Genomic DNA, 23,853 nt, shown 5'->3' on the forward strand with positions numbered 1-23,853 from the left:
ATCGACGAGATTCTCGCCGATCTTCCTGCCTTGGCCGATCTTCCTGCCTTGAAGGATGAGGACGTGCTGGCTAGCGTGCTATGGATTGGAAGCCCACGTTGTTCTCCGCGGCTGCGTTCAGCGGGGATGACTTGAGGATCTTGTAGCTGCGGTACTCGATGGAAAGGGTTGCGGTGCCTCCCAAACGCAATACGCTTTCGGTGCGATTCTCCTCGGGGAGCCAGAAATCGTCGACCTTCACATATTTGTGATTGATCACAGTCTTCTTGATCCACATCGAGGGGTTCTTTCCCGGTTCGGCTTCGATCCGAAGCACCGCAAAATCTTTGCCGTCAACCCAGATTTTTCCGCGATAGAGAAATTTATTCTTGGATTTGGGCAACAGATTGAGCACGTATTGCCCACCATCGGAACCGGGCTCGTAGGCCGCGAGTTCGAAATCGTAATTATCCCTGGTCAGCGAGCTCTGGCTCCGGTTTTCTGCTTTCGCGGCTTCCTTTTCTCCCTCCAGCAGTTTCTTGAACACATGGTCCAGAATGAACTTGGAACCAGTCTGTGAGACAACCTCGAACTCCTTGAAATCGGGAGCGCGATAATTGACCTTCACCACCATCTCGGCATTGTGATCGCTGGGAAAGCCGCGATATTGCATGCGATAGACGCGCTCCCCCTCGAATTGGCTGAGCGCGGCCGCCCGGCTTGCGTTCCGCTCCTCGAGGTTCTTGACCACCTGTTCAAGTTGCAGCGGTGCATGGAGTGACGCCGTCGCATAGATCGCTAGAGGAGCAGCCTCCTGTGCCCTGGCCAATAGCGAGGTAGTCCCTAGAAGGCCCACGACGACTAGCACTTTCCCGATGCTGCGGATTTGCCTTGAAGTATTCATCTTCCCTCAAATGGCAGGCCTCAAATGGTTAGGCCTCAAATGATTCGCCTTAACTGGTTCGGCTCGCCGCGACGCTTTGAAGCACAAGCCGGTTCAGGGCAGTACGGTGTGCGGACGCATGCGAATCTTTCTTCCGGTTGTTACGGAACTCCGCAGTACCCGCTCGTAGGCGGCATACACCGACTTGAATACCGCGTCCCACGAGGCGGTCTCGGCCTGGGCCCGCGCATTGCTGCGCATCAGCTTTAACTCGTTTGGATGCTGGGCAAGGTTCGTAATGTTTACCGCAAATTCGTGCAAGTCCCGGGCCACAAATCCCGTTTCTCCCTGCCGGACGATGAACTGTGGTCCTCCACTGTCGGTCACGACCGCCGGAACCCCCGAGGCTAACGCTTCCAGAACAACATTTCCATACGTGTCGGTTCGCGACGGGAACGCGAACACATCCATGTTGGCATAAGCTCGGGCCAGCGCTTCTCCTTTCAACACCCCGGTGAACGTAGCCCCTGGCATATTCGCTCTAAGCCACAGTTCCTCAGCGCCTTGCCCCACAATGACGAAGCGGAAGTTGGTCAATCCGTCGTCGATCAACCTGCGCTCCAAATCGGCGAGAAAGCGAATATTCTTCTCCACTGTCAGGCGGCCGACGTATCCGATGACGAAAGGGCCTTCTTCGCGCCTCCGCCGTTGCGGATGGAACAGTTCGGTGTCCACTCCGCGATACATCGGATAACAGGGCTTCCCCGTCCCCTTCTCGATCATTTCAATGAGTTCCTGGTTGGGCGCAAAGAGGAGTTGAGCCGCGTGGTAAAAGCGCAGCGTCGCTAAAAGACTGCCTTTGCGAATGGCAGCGCTCAACTTCGCTCGGACACCCTTCGGAACGAACGAAAGCAACGATGCTGCGCGCTGTTCCGCGTACTGATGAATGTTGGTGTGCCATGAAGCGACCAGGGGAATGCGCAGGTGTTCGGCAATCGCCAACGCCAGTTGGCCAACATCGCTGGGGCCGGTAATGTGAATAATGTCCGGATCGAAGTCGCGAACCACGGCCTCCACCCCCCGGAAGTGACGCCAAAACGCCAGATCAAAGTCGTGTTTCTTGTCGAGGGGGAAGCCAAACTTTCCGCGACGGCGGCATACTCGCCACACCGAACCGGTTCGAAGCGATTCGTCGGCCGCCCCGCCGTGAACTGTCAAAAACGGCAAATCGTGACGCATCGCGAACCCCTCAAAATGGCGACTCGTATTCGCGACGCCATCGATCTCGTTGTATGCGTCGGGGAAAAAAGCTACCCGCAAAGTATTTGACATCATGAAGCAGCCTCCTGGCTCCTCTCTAGAAGATCATTTTCGCGTTCCGGCCGCGCGAGCGCCAACCGCATGGCCCCTTTCACCGCACTCACTTCCAATAAAGCGACCACCGAAAAGAAATAGCGAATATAGAACGGAGGTTTCTCCCAAAGGGCCGCCAAAGGCCGTATGACTCCGGCGCTGTCGGGGTGAAAAACCCGCTCATCCCAACGCCGCGAACCAATCGAGTAATCGGGACTCTCCCGGATCACGTCCAACAATGTCTGCAACACGCGCAGCGTGTTGGGCTCGGTATACTGCGGCATGAAGAGAACGTGGCTCGATCGTTCGCTGCGCACTTCATGAACGAACTCCGTAAAGCTCTCCGCGCGCGTAAGGTTCAGGGCCGCATTCGGTTCGCAGCCATGACGATCGCCTCCTGAGATAACCAGTTGGTCGCACGCTTCCGACAGTTGCAGCACGTACTGGTTCTCCTGCCAGCTGCGGATGCCGCTCAGCTCGAGCGCATGCAGGTATTGGCCGTGCCGGCAAAGGAATGTCCGCAGATTCAACTCGTGCCGCTCCCGCCCCTCGCCTCCCAGATCCCACATGGGGTGATTCAATATGACCATCACTTCAGGAATTTCATGCAGCCCGCGCAGGAGTTCGGTCAGCCGGGGGCCGGCCATGGGATGGCTCGTATACTCAGCCAGGTCCGCCATGATGGATTCTGCGCGACCGCTGGGAAGATTGTGAACTCCGAGATGGAACTTCGTGCTTTCAAAGGGAACCGTCCATTCCACCGAGACCGGAATCCGCCGGGCTTCGGGAACCACGCGCAGCAACATCGGGGCCTCGATATTGTCGTGGTCCGTGATGGAAACCATGGCGTCGAGTTCCAAAACCGCTTCGATCTGCTTCTTTTCCAGTTCGAAAGCGGCAAGGGGGGGAAGAGGCGGAACCCAGTAGCCTTTCCAGAAATCGACCTTTACGCCCGCCTCGCGCTGCGCCTTTCTATCCTGCGCTGCCAGCGCTCGCTGCAACGGCCAGTGGCGGGCGGCATACTGCGCGATGAAGTACAGCCCTTCCTTCGAATGGTTAGTGTGGCTGTGTAGCGATACGCCGAAATGATAAGGCGCCGCAGCTCGGGGTTCTTTCCAAAGGCAGGTTACTTTGCGTTGCAAATCGCCTCCTTGTCGACAACCCGGCACCAGGATGGTGTTGTGGAAAAAATTTCATAAAGACATTAAAGGCAAATTACGTTTTAAACATTTTTGTGTGAATTTGTTTTTTGGAATTCCTTTTTTTAACAATGAATTAATCTTTCTGCGGCCAAATCTGGACCATACTGCAACCGTGGACACAAATCCTCCACGCAAAACAACTACGCCCGCGCCGCTCAAGCCTGCCGCGCCCGTGATCGGCCTTTTATCGGCCGTCTTCCTGCACCCCCGCCGAATCTTGATGCTCTGGAACTGGAAATCCGCTTTCCTGAGCGTGATTTTGCGCGCGCCAATCTTTTTTGTCGCCGCACTCCGTCAGGGGTGGAGAGCTATGCTGTCTGCCGTAATTACCGAGTCGATTTTCTGCGCCGTAAGCGCAGGCTTTTACGGCAGCGTGGTGCAAAGCCTGAAAGATGCCGAGCCGCAGTGGCTCACCGGAATCTTCCTGGCGGTCCTGCTCCCGCTGTTCTTTCAGGGGTTGGAATATTTACTACATTGGTTCCGGGGAACGCCTCACCTGCGCGTCGCCGCCATCGTCTCCTTAGTGGTGAGCGCCGTCTCAGCGCTCTTTAACTGGTACGCCATGCGGCGCGGCGCGCTGCTGGTCGGCGGTGAGGGCGGCGGCTTCGGCGGAGACCTGCGCCGCCTGCCCCGGCTTCTGTTCGGATTCCTGGCCGTTCTGCCCCGCAAACTTGCCCGGTATATGAAGAATCGTTCTTTGAAACTGTTAACCGAACCACGAGGTGACCTGTCTCTTGGGAGCTAGCTTCCTTCGATGAAGACTCTGCACCTGACGAATGCGTGGCATGAGACCTCGGGCGGCATCGCTACTTTTTATCGGGCATTGATCGCGGCTGCGAACCGCAAGGGCCACGATATTCGCCTGGTTGTGCCCGCTCCGGCCGACCGGGTCGAAGAGGTGGGCGAGTTCGGCAGGATCTACCATGTTCTCGCTCCCAAGGCCTTTCTGAACTCCGAATACCGCGCTATTTTCCCCTCCCAGTTCCTCTCTCCGGGCAGCAAACTGCAAAAAATTCTGGCCTTCGAATCTCCCGATCTGATCGAAATCTCCGACAAATACACTCTGAACTATCTGGGCGCGTTGCTACGCATGCAGTTGGTACAAACCTTGAACTATCGTCCGCTGGTCGTCGGACTGAGCCAGGAGCGCATGGACGATAACGTTCGCGCCTATTTTGGTTCTATCCCGTTCTCTCAGAAGTTCTGCTCGATCTACATGAAGTGGTTCTACTTCCCTTTCTTCGATCATCACATTGCCAACTCCGAATACACCGCGGCGGAGTTGCGCGCCGCCGCCCGCGGGCAACTGGTGCCCCGGAAAACCTGGATTCGCTCCATGGGCGTGGATCTCGCTCATTTCTCGCCGCAACGGCGGCGACCCGAACTCCGCCGACGGCTCCTACAGAATCTCGGCGTTGCTGAGGACGCAGCTCTTCTTCTCTACGCGGGCCGTCTCGCGCCCGAAAAAAATCTACAACTGCTGTTTGACCTGATGGCTCGCCTCGCATGCCACGGCCAGCGCGAGTATCGGCTGCTCGTCGTCGGTGACGGGGTGGATCGCGAATTTTGGGAACGTCGATGCGACCACGATTTACGCGGCCGGGTTCAGTTCTTCGGACACATCGCGGATAAGAATGTTCTTGCCGATATCTACGCCAGTTCAGATGTTTTCGTTCATCCCAATCCTCGCGAGCCCTTTGGCATTGCCCCTCTCGAGGCAATGGCCTCGGGAATCCCGCTGGTGGCGCCCAATTCCGGCGGCGTAGTTTCTTACGCGAACCCTCGGAACGCATGGACGGTCCATGCCGATGTGGAGAGCTTCGCCGATGCCGTCAGGGAAGCCGTCACCAACCGAACCGCCGCTGCCGAAAAAACTCAACGCGCCTTGGCAACGGCGAATCAGTATCGTTGGGAAACTGTTACGCAGTCGTTCCTCGAGCTGTACGAACAACTGCTGCGCCTGCGCGCTGACGTTGGTCAACTCTCGGGACCCACATCTTCCTCGGCATTTTCTTCGACATTTTCTTCCACCCCCGCGACGGGCTTCCATGCAGCTCTGATGCGCGGGGTTGCAGCCACGGCAATAGCAATGTTCCGCATGTGCTCGAAAATCGCTTCCAGATCGCACTCCCGTCGTCCACGCCTAACCGCAGATCCCGCAGTCCGATCGTAAGTCCGATCGTCAGCCCGATCGTCAGCCCGACGGTAAGGCAGACAAGCACAACCCACCAATAGCTCCGGATCGGTTGCATCCCGTCAGGCCACTGCTTCGCGCGCCAGTATCGGTTCCCCGAAAGCGCGACAGGGTCCAGCTTCGCGACCACTGCCGCTATCACTGAGCCGCTCTGCGGGCCGACAAACTGACCTCTCGCTTCACCCGGGATGACACGATGGTGACAAATTTGTAGGACGAGATCCTACTGAATCGGCTCCGACACGTGCTCATGCACGACCACCCACTTGCCGTCCTCGTTCTCGAAAATCCCCGTCCAGCGAAAATTGCCCATCTCGACTTTGCCCGCCTTCGTGGTCATCTGTTCCGCAATCGTGGCCGTCGCCCAGGCGAGATCGCCATGCGGATGAATCGCCAGATCATCGTTCACCGTAAACTTTGCGCTCTTATATCCGGCCACAACCGCCTTCACGCCATTCGAGTATTCCTCCCAGTTGTTATATTTCAGCGGAGCAATATCGAAGAACGTGTGCGGGCCAGTGGTGGCGTAATACTGCGCGACGTTGCCAGGGTCAAGCGTCGACCATCCATCCCATATTTTCTGGATGTAGGCTCGGTCGGGAACAGGCCCGGCCTTCTTCATCGCCACTTTCTTCGCCCGTGCCGCCGCTTGTGCTGAAATTTGAGGGAAGCCAGAGATCGTCAGGAAAAAAAGACAGAATGAAGCGACTAGAACGCGGTTAAGCATAGAGAATGTCTCCTCCAGGAATTCGCCGGAATTCTCGCACACGAAAAGCCAAACCGCAAAAGGGTAAGTAGTTGGCTAAATTAAATTTCTGATGTCATCCTGCGCGTAGCCGTTCTTCGGGCGGAGCGAAGGATCTCTGCGCGCAATCAACCCCGCGCGAAAAAGCGCAACGCGACCGTCACGCATTTCTGTTTGACCGATTTCCACACCCCACGTTAGAATAGTGGAGTTTGCCTGTACTCGCCGACCCGTTCTGGGGACGCCTGCCTTGGCTGCTAAAGCGCCGCGGCGGAAAACACAGCAAGCACAGGAATATCGGCAAGCCCCCTGGGTTGCGCCCGTGTGCGCTCCGGGCTCGGTTTCGGCTGAATTTCAACGACATTCGACGGAGGCAGACGTATGTACGCGGTTATCCGCGCCGGTGGAAAGCAGTACCGGGTGGCGCCCGGAGACGTAATTCGAGTCGAAAAACTTGGCACCGGCGCTAACGGTGACGGTTCGGTGGAATTCTCCGACGTGCTGGCAGTTTCCGGCGACGATGGACAAGTAGGCAAGCAGGCCGACGCCCGCGTGGTCGGCGAAGTCGTCGAAGAAGGCCGCGGCGCCAAGATCCTGGTCTTCCATTACAAGCGCAAGAAACAATACAAGAAACTCCGCGGCCACCGTCAGTCCTACACAGCCGTACGGATTTCGGAAATCGCCTTCGGCGGCCAGAGCTTCAAAGCTTCCGAATTGCCGAAAAAGGAACCAAAGATAAGGAAAATCCGGGCAGCCGAGCCGGAAGAAGCGCACGACGCGGAGCCGAAAGCGAAAAAAAGTTCGGCCAAGAAAAAAGCCGCACCCAAAAAGGCGGCCAAGAAAACCGCAAAGAAAAAGTAAAGATATTCAGACGGGCGATGCACCCGTCCCAGTTCTACTGGCCACCACTAGCAACTGACAAATGAGGTTTTATGGCACACAAAAAAGGACAAGGCACTTCACGAAACGGCCGCGACTCCAACGCGCAGCGGCTTGGCTTTAAAGCATTCGGCGGACAGATCGTCCCCGGCGGCACCATCATCGTGCGCCAGCGCGGCACGCGCGTAAAGCCCGGCCTCAATGTCGGCCGCGGCAAAGACGACACCCTCTTCGCCAAGATCACCGGACGCATCAAGTTCCTCAACAAAGGACAGATGGGCAAGTTCGTGATGGTCGAACCGGTAGAGATCCAGTAAGACTCTCGTTGTCGAAAGGTTACGCGGCACATAGAGCCTCGCCTTCGGGACGAGGCTTTTTTTCGGTCGTTGGTCGATAGTCGTTAGCGAAAACCCGGCGGCCGTGGGCCAAAGACTAACGACTGACGACTAACGACTAACGACCAACAACGGAAGACCGAAGACCAACCCCATGTTCATCGACGAGGCAAAAATCCGAGTCAAGGCGGGCGACGGCGGCAACGGTTGCATGGCCTTCCGCCGCGAGAAGTTCGTGCCCCGCGGCGGACCCTCCGGCGGCGACGGCGGCAAGGGCGGCGACATCGTCATGGAATCCAGCGAGCGTCACAACACGCTCGTGCATTTTCGCTTCAACCCCGAGCACACCGCTCAGCGCGGACGTCACGGCGAAGGTTCCAACAAAACCGGCCGCGAGGGCGAGGGCATCGTCCTGAAAGTCCCGGTCGGCACCATCGTCTATGACGACGAAACCGGAGAAAAGCTTTTCGAGTTCTCCCAACCCGACCAGAACTTCGTAATCGCCCGCGGCGGACGCGGTGGCCGCGGCAACGCCCGCTTCGCCACATCGGTACATCAGGCGCCGCGCGAACATGAAGAGGGTCGTCCCGGCGAGGAACACACCTATCGCCTGGAATTGAAACTCCTCGCGGATGTCGGCCTGGTCGGCTATCCCAACGTCGGCAAGTCCACACTGATCTCCCGCATCTCCGCCGCGCGCCCCAAGATCGCCGACTATCCTTTCACCACCCTCGAGCCGAACCTTGGCGTAGTCGCCGTGGGCGACGCAAGAAATGAAATCAGTTTTGTGGTCGCCGATATTCCCGGATTAATCGAGGGCGCTCACGAAGGCGCCGGACTCGGCACGCAGTTCCTGCGCCACATCGAGCGCACGCGCCTGCTCGTCCATCTGGTCGACGTTTCCGACTCCAGCGGCCGCCCCGACGTCACCAAAGACGTCGAAGTAATCCTCGGCGAACTCGGCAGCTTCGGCGCTCATCTCGACGAGAAGCCGATGATCATGGCCGCCTCAAAAATCGACGCCGTAAACAAGGACAAGCTCGCCGCCCTGAAACGCTATTGCCAGAAAAGGAAGCTGAAGCTTTATGAGATTTCGGCCGTAACAGGCAAAGGAATGGAAGACCTGAAATACGCGATGGCCGGAGCGGTTCAAGAACTTCGCGAGAAAGCCTTGAAGCTGGCCGAGCAAGAAGATTCGTAAGAAGCTTCGAAATCAGTTCACTGGCCCCGCACCGCCTGTTGGTGGACGCTGTAGAGCTGTGCAGCCAAACAATCCGATACCAGTTCCTCCATCGAAGACACATCCAACCTTCCGTTTCGATCGGCGGCGTCCGCGGCCTGAAGTGCCCTGTAATATCGATCCCTGTTCTTAGGCACGTCCGCAATTTGCTGCGGAACTGTCGGGCTTCCCGGCAGGTAGTATCCGAGACGTGCGCACAAAACGAAGTACGACAATGCTCGGGACACTCTGCCGTTGCCGCCAAAAAAAGGATGGATCCAATTGTGCCTCCACATTACGTAAGCCGTTAAATGGATGGCGGACATGTTGAAGTGCGTGTTGACGTACTCACACATCCCATCCACCAATGGCACTACGTGTTCCCACGGTGGCGGTTGGTGAAGGTTTGGGTCCTGATCGCTGCGAAGCAGATACACAGCGCCGGTTCTGAACTTTCCGGCACATGTGTAAATGTCACGAATCGCTAGATATTGGAGGCGGCGTAGAATATCGGGAGTGAGCCTGAAACCGCTGACGGACTCTGCAACAAGCTTCTTTACCTCATCAAACTGCAAAAGGCCGTTCCTCGCCTCGAGGTCGGCCTTCTGTTCAGGAGTATCAAAAAGTTGATGCGGCTCGCGCGGCAACAGGCCCTCCGCTATTTATTTTTCAGAGTCTCCGCAGCGCGATTGATCCTGTCCCAAGTGATTGAATCATTTTCGATTTTCGTGTTCCCGTACGCAAAACTTCGCCGCTGTTCTTCCGCTTGCTCCGGCGTCATTTCAACCCTACGAGCCATCTCCAACAACTTGCTAAGCTCCTCGGACATCGCGCTCCTCCTGCCCACAGACCATGTGAACTAATGCTTATGCACTCTATTCGCTTGCAGGTTTCCAGTCAATACGGGTAAAGGTTTATGCCTCTAGCCGTAACCAAGATGTGCAAAATGGGGATTAAACTGCAAATCGGAACTGCGAAAGCGGCTTCGTGGGTCCCCCTCACGCCCGCGGCAGCGGCCCATGCTGAAAGTGATACTGCAGAATCCGCGCCGCCAGCGCCGGACTCACCGTCTCTCCCCGGTGCTCAACCGTTCTTACCACTTCTCCCCGGCACACCACTTCCGTCGCCGATAGCCCCGCAATTTCCGCCGGCAGCACCAGATTGATCTCCACCTGCGCGCTCGGCTGCAACACTTCATCGGCTTCAAACAACAATCCCGACCGGCTGATATTTTCCGTTTTTCCCACATGCCACTCGTTCTCGCCCAGTCGGCGATAACGCAGCGGCAGGTGCAGTTGAAATCTTTCCGCACGCGCCGGCGGAATTCTCCGGGCACGCGAACTGTCTTGGGGGGCTGTGGATTGCATTCCCATGGCGACCTCCGGACTAGTTGGAGTAGCATCGAGCACTTCGCGCACTATGCTTTTCAGGTCGCGAAGGTTGAAGGGCTTCTGGAGCAGGCGTATCCCCGCGTCCATGATGCCGTTGTGTCCGATCACATTTTCCGTGTAGCCGGACATGTACAGCACTTTCATGTTCGGCCGAATTTCAGAAATACGTTGCGCCAGTTCTCGCCCATTCATGCCCGGCATAATCACATCGGTCAGCAGCAGATGAATCGTCTTCTCATGCGCGACCGCAATCTGCATCGCGACCGCTCCATCGGCTGCCTCAATCACTTTGTATCCCTGCTTCTCCAGATATTGCCGCGCCAGGTAGCGCAGGTTAGCCTCATCTTCCACCAGCAGGATCGTCTCCGTCCCCGGTTCCACTTTGCGCTCCTCGATCGGCGCCGCGGCCACAGGGGCTGCCGCTTCGCCCGTCGCCGCCACGCGCGGCAAATAAATCTTGAACGTCGTCCCTCGCCCTACCTCGCTCGACACCCAGATATATCCTCCACTCTGCTTGACGATGCCATACACCGTCGACAGCCCAAGACCCGTTCCCTTCGTTCCCTTCGTGGTGAAAAAAGGTTCGAAGATGTGAGACTGGGTTTCGGTATCCATGCCGGCGCCGGTGTCGCTGATGGCGACCACAACGTACTCCCCGGCCCGCAACGGTGCGTGATAGCGCGCGTACTCGTCATCCAGCGTGATGTTCGAGGTCTCGATCGTCAGTTTCCCCCCCGAAGGCATCGCATCGCGCGCATTGACCGCCAGGTTCATGATGACTTGTTCGATCTGTCCCGCGTCGGCGCGCACCGGCCACAATCCTTGTCCCGGCACCATGACGAGATCAATGTCTTCGCCGATCATGCGCGTCAGCATTTTTATATTTTCCGTCGCGACGTCGTTCAGATTCACTACCCGTGGCGCGAGCATCTGCTTGCGGCTGAAGGCCAGCAGTTGCCGGGTGAGCGACGACGCCCGTTCCGCCGCGCTGGCAATTTCCTGCGCCGGACCGCGCAGGTTCGGTTCCGCTCCCAACCGCTCCAGCAAAAATTCCGAATAACCGGAAATCACCATCAGCAGATTGTTGAAGTCATGCGCAATGCCGCCCGCCAGCCGGCCCACTGCTTCCATTTTTTGCGATTGCCGCAGTTGGTCCTCCAGCACCCGCCGCTCGGTCACGTCTTCGGCAAACAATTCGAACACCACGCCTTCTTTGCCATTCGCCACCGAACGCCCGGAGACGCGAACCACGGTCGTAGTGTTATCCCCGCGCTTCCATTCCGCCGTCAGTCCCTTGAAAGGCGCTGAAGAGCGCAGATAATCCGCAAGGTCGAACCATTTTTCCTGTTCCGCATACAGCCCAAAAATGTGCTGCCCGATCAATTCGTCAGAGGAAGTCCCGAGCATGTCAAGAAAGGCAGGATTCGCATCGAGAATCTTGCCGGCGGAGTCGCACCGGCAAATCCCGTAGGGCGCGTTAGTGACCAGCGACCGGAAGTTCAGCTCCGACAGCCGTAAGTTCTCCTGGGAGGCGCGCAAGGCCGCATTCAGCCAGCAGATGAGCATCGCCACAAAAAAGAACAGCGAGAGCCGCAGGATGGCAGTCCGCAACTGCTCCGGCGTATGTCGTCCCGCGAGCGAAAAATAGGCCCCCACCGTCAGCGCGAATGAAGTGGCGACCAGTCCCGGCTTCCATCCCCCATACCATGCGCTCACCATCACTGCCACGCCAAACAGCGCGAGCCGGCTCTCCGACACGTCGGCGAGCATGACCGTGGGAATCAGCGCCAGAGCCGTACTCAGAACGGCCACCCCATATCGCAGAATGGGAGCGCGTGCCGGCGGGATGCGAAGTAGGGGGAGGGTTACTCGCATGCCCCCATCCTAGTTCTTAAGTTGAAAAACAGATACGTTACAGGAGTTCATTTCTTCTCGGCCCATCAGCAGTTCGCAGCAATGTCCCTTGGCCCGCGGTAGGACGCCCAGTTGGACAATGCCACGGCGTTTCCGCTAGCATCTCCTCCGGAATCCAGAGACGCGAACTAATCGTAAACTTGATTTTGATTTGGAAGGGCCGATCTCTAAGCTCGGCCTTGATTTGAAGCAGCGCGGCTTCAGCCGCGCCGAAAGGCGGCCCCTTAACCAACCCGGCTTTAGCCGCTGAAGCGACCACACCACATGAACATCGGACTCTTCGGCGGCACCTTCGACCCCGTGCATCGCGGACATCTCGCCCTTGCCCGCGCCGCACTCGAGCACTGCAAGCTGCACCGCATTCATTTCGTCCCCGCCAACGTCCCGCCCCACAAACAAAGCCAGCCGCTCTCGCCCTTCGTCCACCGTTTCGCCATGCTCGCTCTTGCCACCGCGCCGGAAAAATCCTTCATACCGTCGCTGCTGGAAGCTCCCGAAGAAAATGTAGAGCCGGTCCGAAATAATCCTCGCAAAGCGCGCGAGCTCAGGCCTAACTACACCATCGACACCATCCGCCGCCTGAAACAGTCGTGCAAGGGCGCCGACAAACTTTTCTTACTAATCGGCATGGACGCCTTCGCCGACATCGCGCAATGGCGCCAGTCGGAGGCAATATTCCGCGAATGCGAATTCGTCGTCGCCAGCCGTCCCGGCTATTCCCTCGCCGACGTAGCCAACGCTTTGCCCGAAAAACTCCGCCCTCGCGCCGAAGTGACTCGCCCATTCCACAAGCAGGCCGCCGCCGGAGACCTTGTGCTCCCCGGCGTGACTATCCACCTGCTCCCGGATCTGCGCCAGCCCGCCTCAGCCACCGCGATCCGCGAAGCCGCCGCCGCCGGCAAATCGCTCGCTCGTTTCGTCGACCCACCCATCGCCGAATACATCAAGAAGATGGGCTTGTATAAATAGCCTGCCTGCCAACATCGCGGGAACAGCCCGCACCCGGTATGATGATTTGGTTCGGAAATTCAGCCATGGGCGATGCTCCAGTGCCACTCAGCCTGGCGCCCCAGGCCAACGACCGACGACTAACGACCAATCACAGGAGAACACCATGGCCCAGAACCACTACGTCACCAAAGCAAAACGCCGCCAAAAGAAACGTAACCGCAAAGATCCCGCCGCAGCCACCATGAGCAAACTGCGAGAGCTCGCCGCCGCCGCGAAAAAGTCAGCCAAATAAATTACACAAGGAACGATCTACGCCTTTGACAAAGGCCCATCCGTGCGTTTAATGTTCCGTGGCGTAAACGTTTACGAGATCGTTATTGCTCTGCTATCGGCGCTGTGAGGTTCCTTCATTTCTTCCTCAATGCTGCTCAAGACACTCCGCGAAGAGGTCCTGGAAGCGAATCTCGAATTGGTTCGCCGCGGTCTGGTGCTATATACGTTCGGCAATGCCAGTGGCATCGATCGCGGTGAAGGCCTCGTCGCCATCAAGCCCAGCGGCGTCCCCTATGAAGAGCTCACGCCGCTGCACATGGTTATCGCCGATCTCTCCGGCAAAATCGTCGACGGCAATCTGCGGCCATCTTCAGATCTGGCCACGCACCTGGAGTTGTACAAAAACTTCCCCAGCATCGGCGGCGTCGCCCACACTCACTCCGAATACGCCACCGCCTGGGCCCAGGCCGAGACGCCGATCCCATGCTTCGGTACCACCCACGCCGATTCCTTTCACGGTCCCATACCCGTCACCGAGCGCTTGAGTTCCAAAGCGATCGAGGGCGACTACGAACTCGAAACCGGCGCGGCCATCTGCCGCACATTCGAAAAACTCGACCCCAGCTCAATCCCCGCCGTCCTCGTCGCCGGTCACGCTCCCTTCTGCTGGGGAGCAACCGCCGCCGAGGCCGCGCACCATGCGGTCATTCTCGAATATGTGGCCCGCCTGGCCAGCCACACGCTCTCCATCAACGCTCAATCCCGGCCGCTGGCGCGCGACTTGCACGATAAACATTTTCTGCGCAAACACGGCCGCAACGCCTACTACGGACAGGTAAAACCCTAATGAATCCTGCTCTGCTGGTGCTGAGTACCGCTCCCACGCTGGTGCATCTGTCGCCCGTCGATCTGGTTATCATCGTTTTCTATTTCGCCCTCGTGCTGGCGATCGGCCTATACCTGAAAGAACAAGCCAATACCGGAGAAGATTTCTTTATGGCAGGCCGCGAAATGACGGCCTGGGTCGCCGGCCTCGCCTTCCTTTCGGCCAATCTGGGCTCACTCGAACTAATGGGGTGGGCCGGCAACTCTTACAAATACGGCATCCTCGCCGCGCACTGGTACTGGATCGGCGCCATCCCCGCCATGCTTTTTCTCGCGCTGGTGATGATGCCCTTCTACCACATCTGCAAAACCCACTCCGTCCCCGGCTACCTCAAACTGCGCTTCGGCCCCGGCGCTCAGGCCATCTCGTCCATTTCCTTCGCCTTCATGACCGTTTTGATGAGCGGCATCAACATGTATGCCATGGCCGTGGTGATGCGCGTAGTCCTCGGCTGGAATATGAACACCAGCATCCTGGTGTCTTCTATCACCGTGGCAATCTATGTAGCGCTGGGCGGCTTGCGCTCCGCCATCTTCAATGAAGTCCTTCAGTTTTTCCTGATCTGGGCCGGAGCCTTGCTGATCCCAATCCTCGGATTGATCGAAGCCGGCGGCTGGAGCGGGATGAAAGCCAAGATTCTCCAGAACCTTACCGAGCAACAAGTCGCCAATCCCGGTTCCTACACCCACGCCTGGTCCACTCTCGGCAACTTCGCCGACAATCCCATGGGCATCAACTGGGTCGGAATTGTCTTTGGCCTCGGCATGGTGATTTCGATGGGATACTGGACCACCGACTTCCTGGTCGTGCAGCGAGTGCTCGCGGCGAAAGATCTGCGCTCGGCCAAACTCGCGCCCATCATCGGCGCGGCATTCAAGATGATGGTTCCCTTCATCGTGATCCTCCCCGGCCTGCTCGGTCTGGCTCTGTTGCGCGATCCGCACACTGGCAGCCTCCTGCGGCTCGTGCCCGCCGACCTTGCATGGTCCGATGCTGGGCAGGCGCAGGGCTTGCACGGTTATGACGAAGTTCTGCCGCTGATGCTGGCCCGCTATTGCGGCCCCGGCCTGCTCGGCCTCGGCATCACCGCCTTGATTGCCGGATTTATGTCCGGCATGGCGGGCAATGTCAGCGCCTTCACCACGGTTTGGACTTATGACATCTACGGCGCTCTCATCAACAAGAATGCAACCGACGAATCCAAAGTCAGGATGGGCCGCTGGGTCACAATTATCGGCGTGGTCGTCAGCATTTTCACAGCCTACCTGGTGATGCACGCGCAAAGCATCATGGACTACGTGCAGTCTCTCTTCAGCTTCTTCATCGCTCCTTTGTTCGGCACGGTAATCCTCGGCATGCTCTGGAAGCGCGCCACTCCCGCCGGGGGATGGAGCGGGCTCTTAGCCGGAACGTTGTCTTCGGTCGGCATGTACGCCTGGGTGAAAGTAAATCCCGATGCAGTGCGCTACGTTGCATTGTCGTCTCAGGCGCAGGATCAAGCACAAAACATGTTTCGCGCGTTATGGTGCTGGCTCATTTGCGTGATCGTGACGGTGGTCGTGAGTCTGCTGACCAGGCCCAAGCCTGACGCGGAGTTGACCGATCTCGTCTACGGCCTCACGCCCATCCCGCACGAAGAAACAGTTTCGATCTTCCAGCGGCCCGCATTCTGGGGAGCCGTGGTAGCGATCGTATTTATCATTCTGCAAATTATTTTCTGGTAGCTGATAGGAGGGAACGATGAAATCCGGCGGGTCGTTGTCCATTTGGTTCTTCATCGGCGTGTCGCTGGCTGTGAACGGAGCCATCATCTGCGCCACCGGAATTTACGAACTCGTGAATCCGCCCGAGCATCAAGTCGTGCTTTACAATCTGCACGCCAACGTCTGGTGGGGCGGAATCCTCCTGATTCTTGGCTTATTTTTCAGCCTGCGTTTTTCGCCCGCCCGCGAACGCGCCCGCATGGCCGGCAATTCCTGAGGGAACGATGTGAGCGCGCACGCACGAGATAAACCGCCTGGTGTCATCCTGAGCGGAGCCGTTCTTCAGGCGAAGTGAAGGATCTCAGTCTCAACCGGCCCAGCGCGTTAGCCCGAAGCGAGACACCTATATCTCTACAAGAAGGACTTTTATGCCAGACAAAAAAATGACCATGGGCCTCATCGTCGGGAACCGCGGATTCTTTCCCGATCAACTCGCCAAATCCGGCCGCGAAGAAATGATCCAGGCGCTCGCCAAGGCCGGCATGGACTGCGTCGTCCTGGGCCCGGAAGACAGCAAACACGGCGCAGTCGAAACCCACGAAGAAGCAAAAAGATGCGCCGCTTTATTCCAGAAAAATCGCGACCGCCTCGACGGCGTAATCGTCTCGCTGCCCAACTTCGGCGACGAACGCGCCATCGCCGACACCATGCGCCTCTCGAAGCTCGACGTCCCCGTGCTGGTGCAGGCCACGCCCGACGACGCGGCTAACATGACTATCCTGCATCGCCGCGACAGCTTCTGCGGAAAAATGTCGGCCTGCAACAACCTGCGCCAATACGGCATTCCCTATTCGCTTACGCGCCTGCACACAGTGAGTCCCGGGTCGCAGGATTTTCAAAACGACCTGGCTTGGTTCGCCGCCGTCTGCCGCGTAGCCAATGGCATGCGCAACCTGCGCGTCGGCAGCATCGGCGCGCGGCCCACTGCGTTCAATACGGTCCGTTATAGCGAAAAACTTCTGGAAGCCCACGGCATCTCCACCGAAACCCTCGACCTCTCGGAGGTTTTTGGCCGCATCGCGAAATTAAAAGATGATCAGGCCGGAGTGCAAGCCAAGCTCGCCGACATCCGCAAATACGTCACCACCGGCGGCGTTCCCGACGCGGCGCTCATCAAAATGGCGAAGCTGGGCTACGTCATCGATGACTGGATGAAGTCGACCGACGTCAAAGTCAGCGCCGTGCAATGCTGGACGTCCATGGAAGAATATTTCGGCGTCGTCCCCTGCACCATCATGAGCATGATGAGCAACAACCTGCTGCCCGCGGCCTGCGAAGTCGACGTCTGCGGCACGCTGAGCATGCACGCGCTCGCGTTGGCCTCGCAAACCCCCAGCGCCCTGCTCGACTGGAACAACAATTACGGCGACGATCCCAACAAAGCCGTCTGCTTCCATTGCAGCAACCTGCCTAAACATTTCTTTCAGGACGTGCGCATGGATTTCCAGGAGATCATCGCCGGCACCGTGGGAAAAGAAAACACATTCGGCACAGTCGTCGGCCGCGTGAAACCCGGTGCGATGAGCTTCGCGAGATTCTCCACCGACGACACGTCGGGCGTGATTCGCGGCTACGTTGGCGAAGGCTCGTTCACCAGCGACGCGCTGAACACATTCGGAGGCGTAGGCGTAGTGCAGATCGCCGATCTGCAAAAGCTATTGCACTACATCTGCGAAAACGGGTTCGAGCACCACGTAGCCGCCAACTTCTCGACGACAGCCGCCGCGGTGCACGAAGCGTCCATCCGCTACCTGGGATATCAAATGCACTGGCACGGAAACTAAGCAGAACGTCGCCCAAGAAAAGTAGCGCCACCGTCCCGGCGGCGGTCACGGCGGGCGTCGCGCCCGCCGCGCCGAGAGCGAGATGCCTTCAAAAAGGTCAGGCAGGCTCTCGCTGCCGGCACCGAGGGGCGTGACGCCCTCGGGACAGCCGGCGAGACGCCGGCGCTACAGTTGCACAAGGTACAGGAGAGAACGTCTTTATGCCTATCGTCGCAGGCGTAGATTTCGGCACACTTAGCGTGCGCGTCTCGATCGTCGACAGCGAACGCGGCCTGCTCGCCTCCGCGATCGCCGAATATCCCCTGCATCGCAAGCGCGACGATCCCGACTTCGCAACGCAATCCCACGAAGATCACATGCGCGCCCTGGCCGAGGCCACGCGCGGAGCGGTGAAGGCCGCGGGAATCGCGGGCGATCAGGTGCAGTCGATCGCCCTCGACACGACCGGCTCCAGCGTCATTCCCGTAGGCGAGGGCATGGTTCCTCTCGACGATTACTACCTCTGGTGCGATCACCGCGGGAAACAAGAAGCCGCGCAGATTACAGAGCTGGCGCGCCTCGAAAAACTGGAAGCCATCGAATGGTGCGGCGGTGTTTACTCCTCCGAATGGGGATTCGCCAAGTTGCTGCACTGGCTGCGCCACAACCCTGAAAAGCGCGCGCAATTCGTCAGCGCCTTCGAGCATTGCGACATGGTCGCGGCCACGCTCTGCGGAATCATCGATGCCAAGCAGGTGAAGCGCAGCGTCTGCGCCATGGGCCACAAGTGGATGTGGAATGCCGCGCTGGGCGGCCTTCCCCCGGAGAGTTTTCTAGCCAAGGTCGATCCCTTGCTCGCGGGCGCGCGCGCGAAACTCGAGGGCGAGTACGCCACGTCCGACAAAATTGCCGGCACACTCGCGCCGCAATGGGCGGAGAAGCTTGGCCTGCGCGCCGGCATTCCCATTCCCGTCGGCGCTTTCGATGCCCACTGGGACGCAATCGGCGCCGGCGCTCAACCCGGCGACGTGGTCAACGTGGTCGGCACCTCGACCTGCATCATCGCCTACGCGCCGCAAGCGCAGTTAATTCCCGGCGTGTGCGGCGTCGTGCCGGGCAGCGTCCATCCGCAATTCACCGGCATCGAGGCCGGACTCTCGGCCACCGGTGACATTTTCAGCGCCATCGCCCGCCGCACCAACACCACAGTCGAAGAACTGAGTAAAGGATTGGAGAATTACCGCGCCGGCCAGACCGGATTGTTGCGCATGACGTGGGACAACGGCGACCGCACCGTCCTCGTGAATCCGAATCTAGGCGGCATCACGCTGGGCTGGAATCTCCTGCACACCGCGCAGGACGAACTGTTCGCCGCCATCGAGGGCACGGCGTTTCATACTCGCGTAATTCTCGATCGCATGAGCGAATACGGCGCGCCCACGCAGCGCGTCCTCAACGGCGGCGGCATTCCCCAAAGCAACCCCGTGCTCAACCAGGTCTATGCCAATGTGCTGGGCCGCCCCGTGCTGGTGCCCAGCGGCAAGGTCACTGGACTTGGTTCAGCCATCTTCGCCTTCGTCGCCGCGGGAATTTTCAAAACGATCGAAGAAGCGCAAAAAAAAATCTGCCCGGCGCACACCGTCTTCGAACCTCAACCTGAGACGCAGGACGCGTACCGCGACCTCTACGACCTCTATCGCAAAATTTATTTTGAATTCGGCCGGCCAGCGGACGGCTCAGCCTTCGGCCACGTGCTGCCGAAGCTAATTCAGATTGCGCGCGGCTGATACGGCGTGGAATCAACCGAATGTTCCCGCGGGAACACTGTGGAAAAAGCACGAAATCGATCCCTTCAAGTGATTGATTCTGCTAGAAGCGATTTCAGCGAGCTAACCTTTTCATAAGGTTAGCCTGTGGACAAAAGGTCTACTTTCGAGGACGTTCCATGCCTACAAAAGTGGACTTGACGTATCAGTCACTTCTCCGGCTACTTCGAGACTTCAGATGCGAGCTTGGCAGCACTCCACTGCTGCTCCAACCCTAATTCGGAAATCCATTTCTCCACATATGTACGATCGAGCGTATTCAGCCTAACGCGTAGTATCGCCGCCACGTCATCGATCTGTCGCTGCGAATCCGCCAGCCGTGCCCATTCCAGCTTAGCGACGATCATATCTTCAGGACTTGCCACAAAAAGCTCGAGCCCCTGCACATTGACCAGTTGGCGACGTCCAAACTCCTCACGACTGAAGGGGCGTGACTTGCGGAAGATCAAGTCAATCTTCCAACCCGTAGCGATGTCGATGATGTTGAACAAAGACTCGCGACGATGGCTTTCCAGCGCCGCATCCGAGTCAACATAGTATTTGTCAGCCGGAAAGCTTTGGATCAAGGTTTGCAACTCCGCTGCAGATGCCTCAATGACGAAGTCGATGTCCTGAGTCGAGCGAGGAGAACCGTAGTGTGCGCTGGCGAATGAACCGGTCAGCATATACGCCACCCCAGCCTGATCTAGCGCCCCAGTGACTCTTTGGAGAACTTCTGGCAGCGTCATCGGAATCCAGGCGGCAGCGGATCCGGCAGGAAGGCGATTCTCAGCAACTCTCGGTTGACGAGGGCTTCGTCCCACTCCGGATGGTCGCTGATGATGCGAGCCCTGGCCAGTTCGCGGGCGAACATGCTCATCTCGTAAGCGAGAAGCAACCGCTGCTCTCCCGACATCGCCCGATAAATTCGGAACTGAACCTCTCGCGCCTCGGGAGTGGTATCGCTGAAGGGCACGGCAGAATATTATCACGCACCCAATGAGCCGCTAACCCCCGGCGATGGCGCCGACGATCAGAAACAGTTCTTTCCCCGAGGCGACGGCCTCGGGCAGCGGGGCGTCGGGCGATTCGTGAGACAAGTCTTCTTCGCAGGCAAAGAAGCGCAGGAAAGGCCGCCGCTGCTGAGTGCCATGCTCGCGAATCGTGCCGCGCAGCATGGGATAGCGGGCTTCAAGCGCGTCGAGCACCGAGCGCTGCGTGACCGGGCCCTCGATCTCGAGATGGACTTCGCGATCGACATGCGCCAGCGTGCGAAGGTGTTGCGGAAGTTCTACGCGAATCATGGCTGCTTGATCGCGGTCTCCTGAATGTAGAGAGCTTTCCAGCCCGCGCCCTCGTGGACCCAGACCTCGCCGAAAATGCTGTCGGATTTCGCCAACTGGCCGCCGGTCTTGCCTTCGTAGTGCGCCGTGTAGGTGACCAGGGCGCTGTGAGTGCCGAGCGACTTGACGTTGAAATCTTTGAGCATGTAACTGGTGAGCTCGAACTCGTCGACGGAAGCAACCTCGGCTTTCTTGTCGGCCATTCCGCTATTGCCCTCTTCCATCTGCCGGAAGTCGTTGGACAGCGAAGCTCCCAGGGCGGCTTTGTTCTTGTTTTTGAAGGCTTCCCAGACGTTACGGACGTTCGATTCGAGAGCGGAGGTCGCGGGCGCGGCTGCGGACCTGGCGGCCGCCTGCTGCATTTCCTGCGCGGTCGCCAGGCTAGCCAGCAACAGCAGGCAGGCCGCAGCGATGTGAATCGTTTTCATTTGTTCTCCTCGAGTAATCCGGATGCGACGCTATCATTCCGAGAGAGGCAAAGTCAAAGATCCCGCTTCTCGCGCAGTGGTGCACTTTGGCTTACGCGCCGCGTCGGTTGAGCTACAATGGGGGCCCCATTTCTCGCACGTTTCTGGGCGAGAAGTGGGGATTTCGAGTCAACCGAAAGGAATCGGTCATGAAAAACTTTTTGGCCGCGTCTCTCCTTCTCGCGCTCACAGCTTCCGCCTTCGCCGCCGACGGCAAGCCCGTCACCTACAAAAGCGGCGACGAAACCGTGCAAGCAATCCTCTACACTCCCGCCGGCAAAGGACCGTTCCCGGCTCTCATTGTGATCCACGAATATTGGGGATTGAACGACTGGGTGAAAGAACAAGCCTCGAAGCTCTCCGACCAGGGCTATGTCGCGCTTGCCATCGATCTCTACCGCGGCAGAGTCGCCAGGACTCCCGATGAGGCGCACGAACTTATGCGCGGCGTCCCGGAGGACCGCGCCAAGCGCGACCTGCACGCCGCTTTTGAATTCCTCACCTCGCAGCCCAACGTGAAGAAAGACCGCATCGGCTCGATCGGATGGTGCATGGGCGGCGGCTACTCGCTCGACGTCGCTCTGCAAGAGCCCACGCTCGCTGCCACCGTGATCAACTACGGCCACCTCGCCACCGACCAAGATGCGCTCAAGAAAATCAACGCACCCATCCTCGGCCTGTTCGGCGGCCAGGACCGCGGCATCACTCCCGACGACGTGCACAAGTTCGAATCATCGATGAAACAGCTTGGCAAGAAGATTGAAGTCAAAATCTACGACGACGCCGGCCACGCCTTCGAAAATCCCAACAACAAGGACGGCTACCGCCCCGCCGACGCCGCCGACGCCTGGCAACGCACGGTCGACTTCCTGGCCAGCACGCTCAAGAAATAAGCCCTGGTGAAGACCCACGTGGCACCGGACGCATTCGTCCGGTGCTGGCCGTGAGCGAGAGGCCGGCAAGCGGCATGCAGCGAATGCACCACCACGCCAACGCCCAGCGTCATCTGAAGATTACTTATACACTGTTAAAGTTAATCCACCCATCACCGAAACTCCGTTCCATCCCCTGCGTTTTTCGTATGGCACTTCCGTACGCTACATGGCACAAATTTCCTACTTGCCAGACGGTGCTGATCTGGTTACTATGACCCATCCTGAAATGCTTCCTACCATCAATATCGGCGAGACCATCCGTAACTATCGGCTGCAAAAAGGCATGTCGCAGGGCGACATCGAAAAGCGCACCGGTCTGCTGCGCTGCTACCTGTCGCGCGTGGAAAACGGCCACACCATTCCTTCGCTCGACACGCTCTCAAAAATTGCCGGCGCCATGGAACTCCCGCTCTCGCAATTTTTCGCCGAGTCCGGCCACACCAACGGCTCCAAGGGACTGCCTCAGCTCTCCGACGACGAGGTCCGCTTCCTCAGCCAGATTCGCCGCTACTCCACCAGCCTCAACGACAGCGACCGCAAGCTCGTCCTCGCGATGGTGAAGAAGATGGCGTCGAATTCGGGGAAATAGCCGTCAGCCGTCAGCTCTCAGCTTTCAGTTCAAACCAATAACACCGGCACTCTGCCGCATCCCCAGGTTCGCTAGCACGATTTCACCGACGGCCGGTTTTAACTGAAAGCTGAGAGCTGAGAGCTGACAGCTGCTTACTTTCGTACCATGTCCCTTGGTGACCCACAGGCACCTCGCCCCTGCCTCTTCTCCTCACTACACTGTTCACGGAGACATCTGTGACCACTGACGAGGAACTGAATCTTCTCGACTCGCAATTGCGCCGCCTGAAAATCGAGTACGAGATCTTTTTCAGCAACCCTACCAAACGGCCTCCTGCCGATATCGAGTGGAAGGTGCTGGCCCTTCTGCGCAAGTTCTCCGACGGCGTGCGCATGAATTTTTCCCAGCGCTATCGCTACAACGAAATGGCCCAGCGCTACGCCATTTATAGCGATTTGTGGCGCAAAAAATCCCGCATCCGCGAGGAAGGTTACCGTCGCCCGCAGGACGCGATCCTTTCCGTTCAGGGAGTTCGCGTCGCCGAGGACGAGCACAAAGCGCAGCATCATCCGGTGTATGGCGTCAGCCAAGCCGCTGCGGCCGCCGCCGGCGCGACAGCATCGCAACCTTTCACTCTCCATAGCGTCGACCAGGACGAGCGCGAACAGGTCGAGCGGCTCTACAACACTCTTGTCGCGGCCAAGAAGAAGGCAGGCGAAAACGTCTCCGGCAACATCGACTCGTTTACCACCTTCGTGCAGAAAAAGACCGAGCAGATCCGCAAGCAATACAAATGCGAGAACGTCGAATACTCCGTCGAACTCGCCGACGGCCACGTCAAACTCAAAGCCAAAGCGAAAACCTAAAGCCAGGCGGCGGACCTCAGACCTCGGGTGTAAAGCTTCAGACCTCAGCCAACCGAGACGCCGCCACTCTATTAGGCCGCCAGTCTATTAGGAAGAATCGTTCGATACTGCTTACCAGGAAGCGCCCGGGTTAGAG

At 58.3% G+C, this 23,853-nt stretch carries 24 protein-coding genes; 15 read left to right on the top strand and 9 right to left on the bottom strand.

Features of this window, described 5'->3' with window-relative positions; genetic code table 11:
• Positions 1–70: 70 nt before the first annotated feature.
• From VGM18_21245 to VGM18_21255, 3 genes are all read right to left on the bottom strand, one after another.
• Complete coding sequence (locus tag VGM18_21245) at positions 71–883, bottom strand: hypothetical protein (GenBank protein ID HEY3975538.1); 813 nt, start codon at positions 881–883, stop codon at positions 71–73.
• A gap of 93 nt (positions 884–976) precedes the next feature.
• Positions 977–2,197 (bottom strand): glycosyltransferase, encoded by a 1,221-nt coding sequence (locus tag VGM18_21250; protein HEY3975539.1) that lies wholly within the window; start codon positions 2,195–2,197, stop codon positions 977–979.
• Positions 2,194–3,357 (bottom strand): hypothetical protein, encoded by a 1,164-nt coding sequence (locus tag VGM18_21255; protein ID HEY3975540.1) that lies wholly within the window; start codon positions 3,355–3,357, stop codon positions 2,194–2,196. Before VGM18_21255 ends, VGM18_21250 begins: the two co-directional genes overlap by 4 nt.
• Before the next feature lie 172 nt (positions 3,358–3,529).
• Here VGM18_21255 and VGM18_21260 point away from each other — a divergent pair, with 172 nt between their 5' ends.
• Positions 3,530–4,162: a hypothetical protein gene (locus tag VGM18_21260; protein HEY3975541.1), complete on the top strand. Its 633-nt coding sequence runs from the start codon at positions 3,530–3,532 to the stop codon at positions 4,160–4,162.
• Positions 4,163–4,171: 9 nt separating this feature from the next.
• The gene (locus VGM18_21265) at positions 4,172–5,590 is read left to right on the top strand and encodes a glycosyltransferase (GenBank protein ID HEY3975542.1); all 1,419 of its coding nucleotides are present in this window, start codon (positions 4,172–4,174) and stop codon (positions 5,588–5,590) included.
• A 244-nt stretch (positions 5,591–5,834) separates the two neighbouring features.
• Here VGM18_21265 and VGM18_21270 read toward each other — a convergent pair whose 3' ends face one another.
• Positions 5,835–6,338, bottom strand: coding sequence for a nuclear transport factor 2 family protein (locus tag VGM18_21270; GenBank protein ID HEY3975543.1), 504 nt, complete (start codon positions 6,336–6,338; stop codon positions 5,835–5,837).
• Between the two features lie 399 nt (positions 6,339–6,737).
• Between VGM18_21270 and rplU the strand changes: the two genes are divergently transcribed.
• The 3 genes from rplU (at position 6,738) to obgE (ending at position 8,771) form a co-directional block, all read left to right on the top strand.
• On the top strand, positions 6,738–7,217 hold the full coding sequence (rplU, locus tag VGM18_21275; GenBank protein HEY3975544.1) for a 50S ribosomal protein L21: 480 nt from the start codon (positions 6,738–6,740) through the stop codon (positions 7,215–7,217).
• Positions 7,218–7,288: 71 nt separating this feature from the next.
• Positions 7,289–7,552, top strand: coding sequence for a 50S ribosomal protein L27 (gene rpmA / locus VGM18_21280; protein ID HEY3975545.1), 264 nt, complete (start codon positions 7,289–7,291; stop codon positions 7,550–7,552).
• Positions 7,553–7,724: 172 nt separating this feature from the next.
• Positions 7,725–8,771: a GTPase ObgE gene (obgE, locus tag VGM18_21285; protein HEY3975546.1), complete on the top strand. Its 1,047-nt coding sequence runs from the start codon at positions 7,725–7,727 to the stop codon at positions 8,769–8,771.
• 1,016 nt (positions 8,772–9,787) lie between these two features.
• On the opposite strand, the gene VGM18_21290 is transcribed toward obgE, so the two are convergent.
• On the bottom strand, positions 9,788–12,055 hold the full coding sequence (locus VGM18_21290; GenBank protein HEY3975547.1) for an ATP-binding protein: 2,268 nt from the start codon (positions 12,053–12,055) through the stop codon (positions 9,788–9,790).
• 303 nt (positions 12,056–12,358) lie between these two features.
• On the opposite strand from VGM18_21290, the gene nadD reads away from it, so the two are divergent.
• The 7 genes from nadD to VGM18_21325 all read left to right on the top strand — a co-directional run bounded on the left by nadD (position 12,359) and on the right by VGM18_21325 (position 19,517).
• A complete protein-coding gene (nadD, locus tag VGM18_21295) occupies positions 12,359–13,063 on the top strand; it encodes a nicotinate (nicotinamide) nucleotide adenylyltransferase (protein ID HEY3975548.1) in 705 nt (234 codons plus the stop codon).
• Positions 13,064–13,208: 145 nt separating this feature from the next.
• Positions 13,209–13,337, top strand: coding sequence for a hypothetical protein (locus VGM18_21300; GenBank protein ID HEY3975549.1), 129 nt, complete (start codon positions 13,209–13,211; stop codon positions 13,335–13,337).
• A gap of 129 nt (positions 13,338–13,466) precedes the next feature.
• A complete protein-coding gene (gene araD / locus VGM18_21305) occupies positions 13,467–14,165 on the top strand; it encodes an L-ribulose-5-phosphate 4-epimerase AraD (GenBank protein ID HEY3975550.1) in 699 nt (232 codons plus the stop codon).
• A complete protein-coding gene (locus VGM18_21310) occupies positions 14,165–15,928 on the top strand; it encodes a sodium:solute symporter family protein (GenBank protein ID HEY3975551.1) in 1,764 nt (587 codons plus the stop codon). Before araD ends, VGM18_21310 begins: the two co-directional genes overlap by 1 nt.
• A 16-nt stretch (positions 15,929–15,944) precedes the next feature.
• Positions 15,945–16,184 (top strand): hypothetical protein, encoded by a 240-nt coding sequence (locus tag VGM18_21315; protein ID HEY3975552.1) that lies wholly within the window; start codon positions 15,945–15,947, stop codon positions 16,182–16,184.
• 151 nt (positions 16,185–16,335) lie between these two features.
• Entirely contained in the window at positions 16,336–17,751 is a 1,416-nt protein-coding gene (locus tag VGM18_21320) for an L-fucose/L-arabinose isomerase family protein (protein HEY3975553.1), read from the top strand.
• Positions 17,752–17,951: 200 nt separating this feature from the next.
• Entirely contained in the window at positions 17,952–19,517 is a 1,566-nt protein-coding gene (locus tag VGM18_21325; GenBank protein HEY3975554.1) for a ribulokinase, read from the top strand.
• A 200-nt stretch (positions 19,518–19,717) separates the two neighbouring features.
• On the opposite strand, the gene VGM18_21330 is transcribed toward VGM18_21325, so the two are convergent.
• Genes VGM18_21330 through VGM18_21345 form a run of 4 tightly spaced genes read right to left on the bottom strand, consistent with a single transcriptional unit; the run spans position 19,718 to position 21,306 of the window.
• Positions 19,718–20,221, bottom strand: coding sequence for a DUF6036 family nucleotidyltransferase (locus VGM18_21330; protein HEY3975555.1), 504 nt, complete (start codon positions 20,219–20,221; stop codon positions 19,718–19,720).
• 59 nt (positions 20,222–20,280) lie between these two features.
• Entirely contained in the window at positions 20,281–20,511 is a 231-nt protein-coding gene (locus VGM18_21335; GenBank protein ID HEY3975556.1) for a hypothetical protein, read from the bottom strand.
• Positions 20,512–20,542: 31 nt separating this feature from the next.
• A complete protein-coding gene (locus tag VGM18_21340) occupies positions 20,543–20,839 on the bottom strand; it encodes a MoaD/ThiS family protein (protein ID HEY3975557.1) in 297 nt (98 codons plus the stop codon).
• Positions 20,836–21,306, bottom strand: coding sequence for a nuclear transport factor 2 family protein (locus VGM18_21345; protein ID HEY3975558.1), 471 nt, complete (start codon positions 21,304–21,306; stop codon positions 20,836–20,838). The genes VGM18_21340 and VGM18_21345 overlap by 4 nt, the downstream gene beginning before the upstream one ends.
• A gap of 188 nt (positions 21,307–21,494) precedes the next feature.
• On the opposite strand from VGM18_21345, the gene VGM18_21350 reads away from it, so the two are divergent.
• The 3 genes from VGM18_21350 (at position 21,495) to VGM18_21360 (ending at position 23,717) form a co-directional block, all read left to right on the top strand.
• The gene (locus VGM18_21350) at positions 21,495–22,238 is read left to right on the top strand and encodes a dienelactone hydrolase family protein (protein ID HEY3975559.1); all 744 of its coding nucleotides are present in this window, start codon (positions 21,495–21,497) and stop codon (positions 22,236–22,238) included.
• 268 nt (positions 22,239–22,506) lie between these two features.
• Positions 22,507–22,869, top strand: coding sequence for a helix-turn-helix transcriptional regulator (locus VGM18_21355; GenBank protein HEY3975560.1), 363 nt, complete (start codon positions 22,507–22,509; stop codon positions 22,867–22,869).
• Between the two features lie 218 nt (positions 22,870–23,087).
• Positions 23,088–23,717 carry an MXAN_5187 C-terminal domain-containing protein gene (locus tag VGM18_21360; GenBank protein HEY3975561.1) on the top strand — a complete coding sequence of 210 codons (630 nt, stop codon included), beginning with the start codon at positions 23,088–23,090 and terminating at the stop codon, positions 23,715–23,717.
• Positions 23,718–23,853: the final 136 nt, after the last annotated feature.

This window comes from Candidatus Sulfotelmatobacter sp. (assembly GCA_036500765.1).
In the GTDB taxonomy this organism is placed as follows: domain Bacteria; phylum Acidobacteriota; class Terriglobia; order Terriglobales; family Acidobacteriaceae; genus Sulfotelmatobacter.

What these genes read in the sequence shown, in the direction of transcription:
- VGM18_21270 (HEY3975543.1), bottom strand. Translation starts at nt 6,338, where the DNA reads ATGCTTAACCGCGTTCTAGTCGCTTCATTCTGTCTTTTTTTCCTGACG.
- obgE (HEY3975546.1), top strand. Translation starts at nt 7,725, where the DNA reads ATGTTCATCGACGAGGCAAAAATCCGAGTCAAGGCGGGCGACGGCGGC.
- VGM18_21330 (HEY3975555.1), bottom strand. Translation starts at nt 20,221, where the DNA reads ATGCTGACCGGTTCATTCGCCAGCGCACACTACGGTTCTCCTCGCTCG.
- VGM18_21345 (HEY3975558.1), bottom strand. Translation starts at nt 21,306, where the DNA reads ATGAAAACGATTCACATCGCTGCGGCCTGCCTGCTGTTGCTGGCTAGC.
- VGM18_21300 (HEY3975549.1), top strand. Translation starts at nt 13,209, where the DNA reads ATGGCCCAGAACCACTACGTCACCAAAGCAAAACGCCGCCAAAAGAAA.
- nadD (HEY3975548.1), top strand. Translation starts at nt 12,359, where the DNA reads ATGAACATCGGACTCTTCGGCGGCACCTTCGACCCCGTGCATCGCGGA.
- rplU (HEY3975544.1), top strand. Translation starts at nt 6,738, where the DNA reads ATGTACGCGGTTATCCGCGCCGGTGGAAAGCAGTACCGGGTGGCGCCC.
- VGM18_21250 (HEY3975539.1), bottom strand. Translation starts at nt 2,197, where the DNA reads ATGATGTCAAATACTTTGCGGGTAGCTTTTTTCCCCGACGCATACAAC.
- rpmA (HEY3975545.1), top strand. Translation starts at nt 7,289, where the DNA reads ATGGCACACAAAAAAGGACAAGGCACTTCACGAAACGGCCGCGACTCC.
- araD (HEY3975550.1), top strand. Translation starts at nt 13,467, where the DNA reads ATGCTGCTCAAGACACTCCGCGAAGAGGTCCTGGAAGCGAATCTCGAA.
- VGM18_21355 (HEY3975560.1), top strand. Translation starts at nt 22,507, where the DNA reads ATGCTTCCTACCATCAATATCGGCGAGACCATCCGTAACTATCGGCTG.
- VGM18_21325 (HEY3975554.1), top strand. Translation starts at nt 17,952, where the DNA reads ATGCCTATCGTCGCAGGCGTAGATTTCGGCACACTTAGCGTGCGCGTC.
- VGM18_21265 (HEY3975542.1), top strand. Translation starts at nt 4,172, where the DNA reads ATGAAGACTCTGCACCTGACGAATGCGTGGCATGAGACCTCGGGCGGC.
- VGM18_21310 (HEY3975551.1), top strand. Translation starts at nt 14,165, where the DNA reads ATGAATCCTGCTCTGCTGGTGCTGAGTACCGCTCCCACGCTGGTGCAT.
- VGM18_21315 (HEY3975552.1), top strand. Translation starts at nt 15,945, where the DNA reads ATGAAATCCGGCGGGTCGTTGTCCATTTGGTTCTTCATCGGCGTGTCG.
- VGM18_21340 (HEY3975557.1), bottom strand. Translation starts at nt 20,839, where the DNA reads ATGATTCGCGTAGAACTTCCGCAACACCTTCGCACGCTGGCGCATGTC.
- VGM18_21245 (HEY3975538.1), bottom strand. Translation starts at nt 883, where the DNA reads ATGAATACTTCAAGGCAAATCCGCAGCATCGGGAAAGTGCTAGTCGTC.
- VGM18_21290 (HEY3975547.1), bottom strand. Translation starts at nt 12,055, where the DNA reads ATGCGAGTAACCCTCCCCCTACTTCGCATCCCGCCGGCACGCGCTCCC.
- VGM18_21350 (HEY3975559.1), top strand. Translation starts at nt 21,495, where the DNA reads ATGAAAAACTTTTTGGCCGCGTCTCTCCTTCTCGCGCTCACAGCTTCC.
- VGM18_21320 (HEY3975553.1), top strand. Translation starts at nt 16,336, where the DNA reads ATGCCAGACAAAAAAATGACCATGGGCCTCATCGTCGGGAACCGCGGA.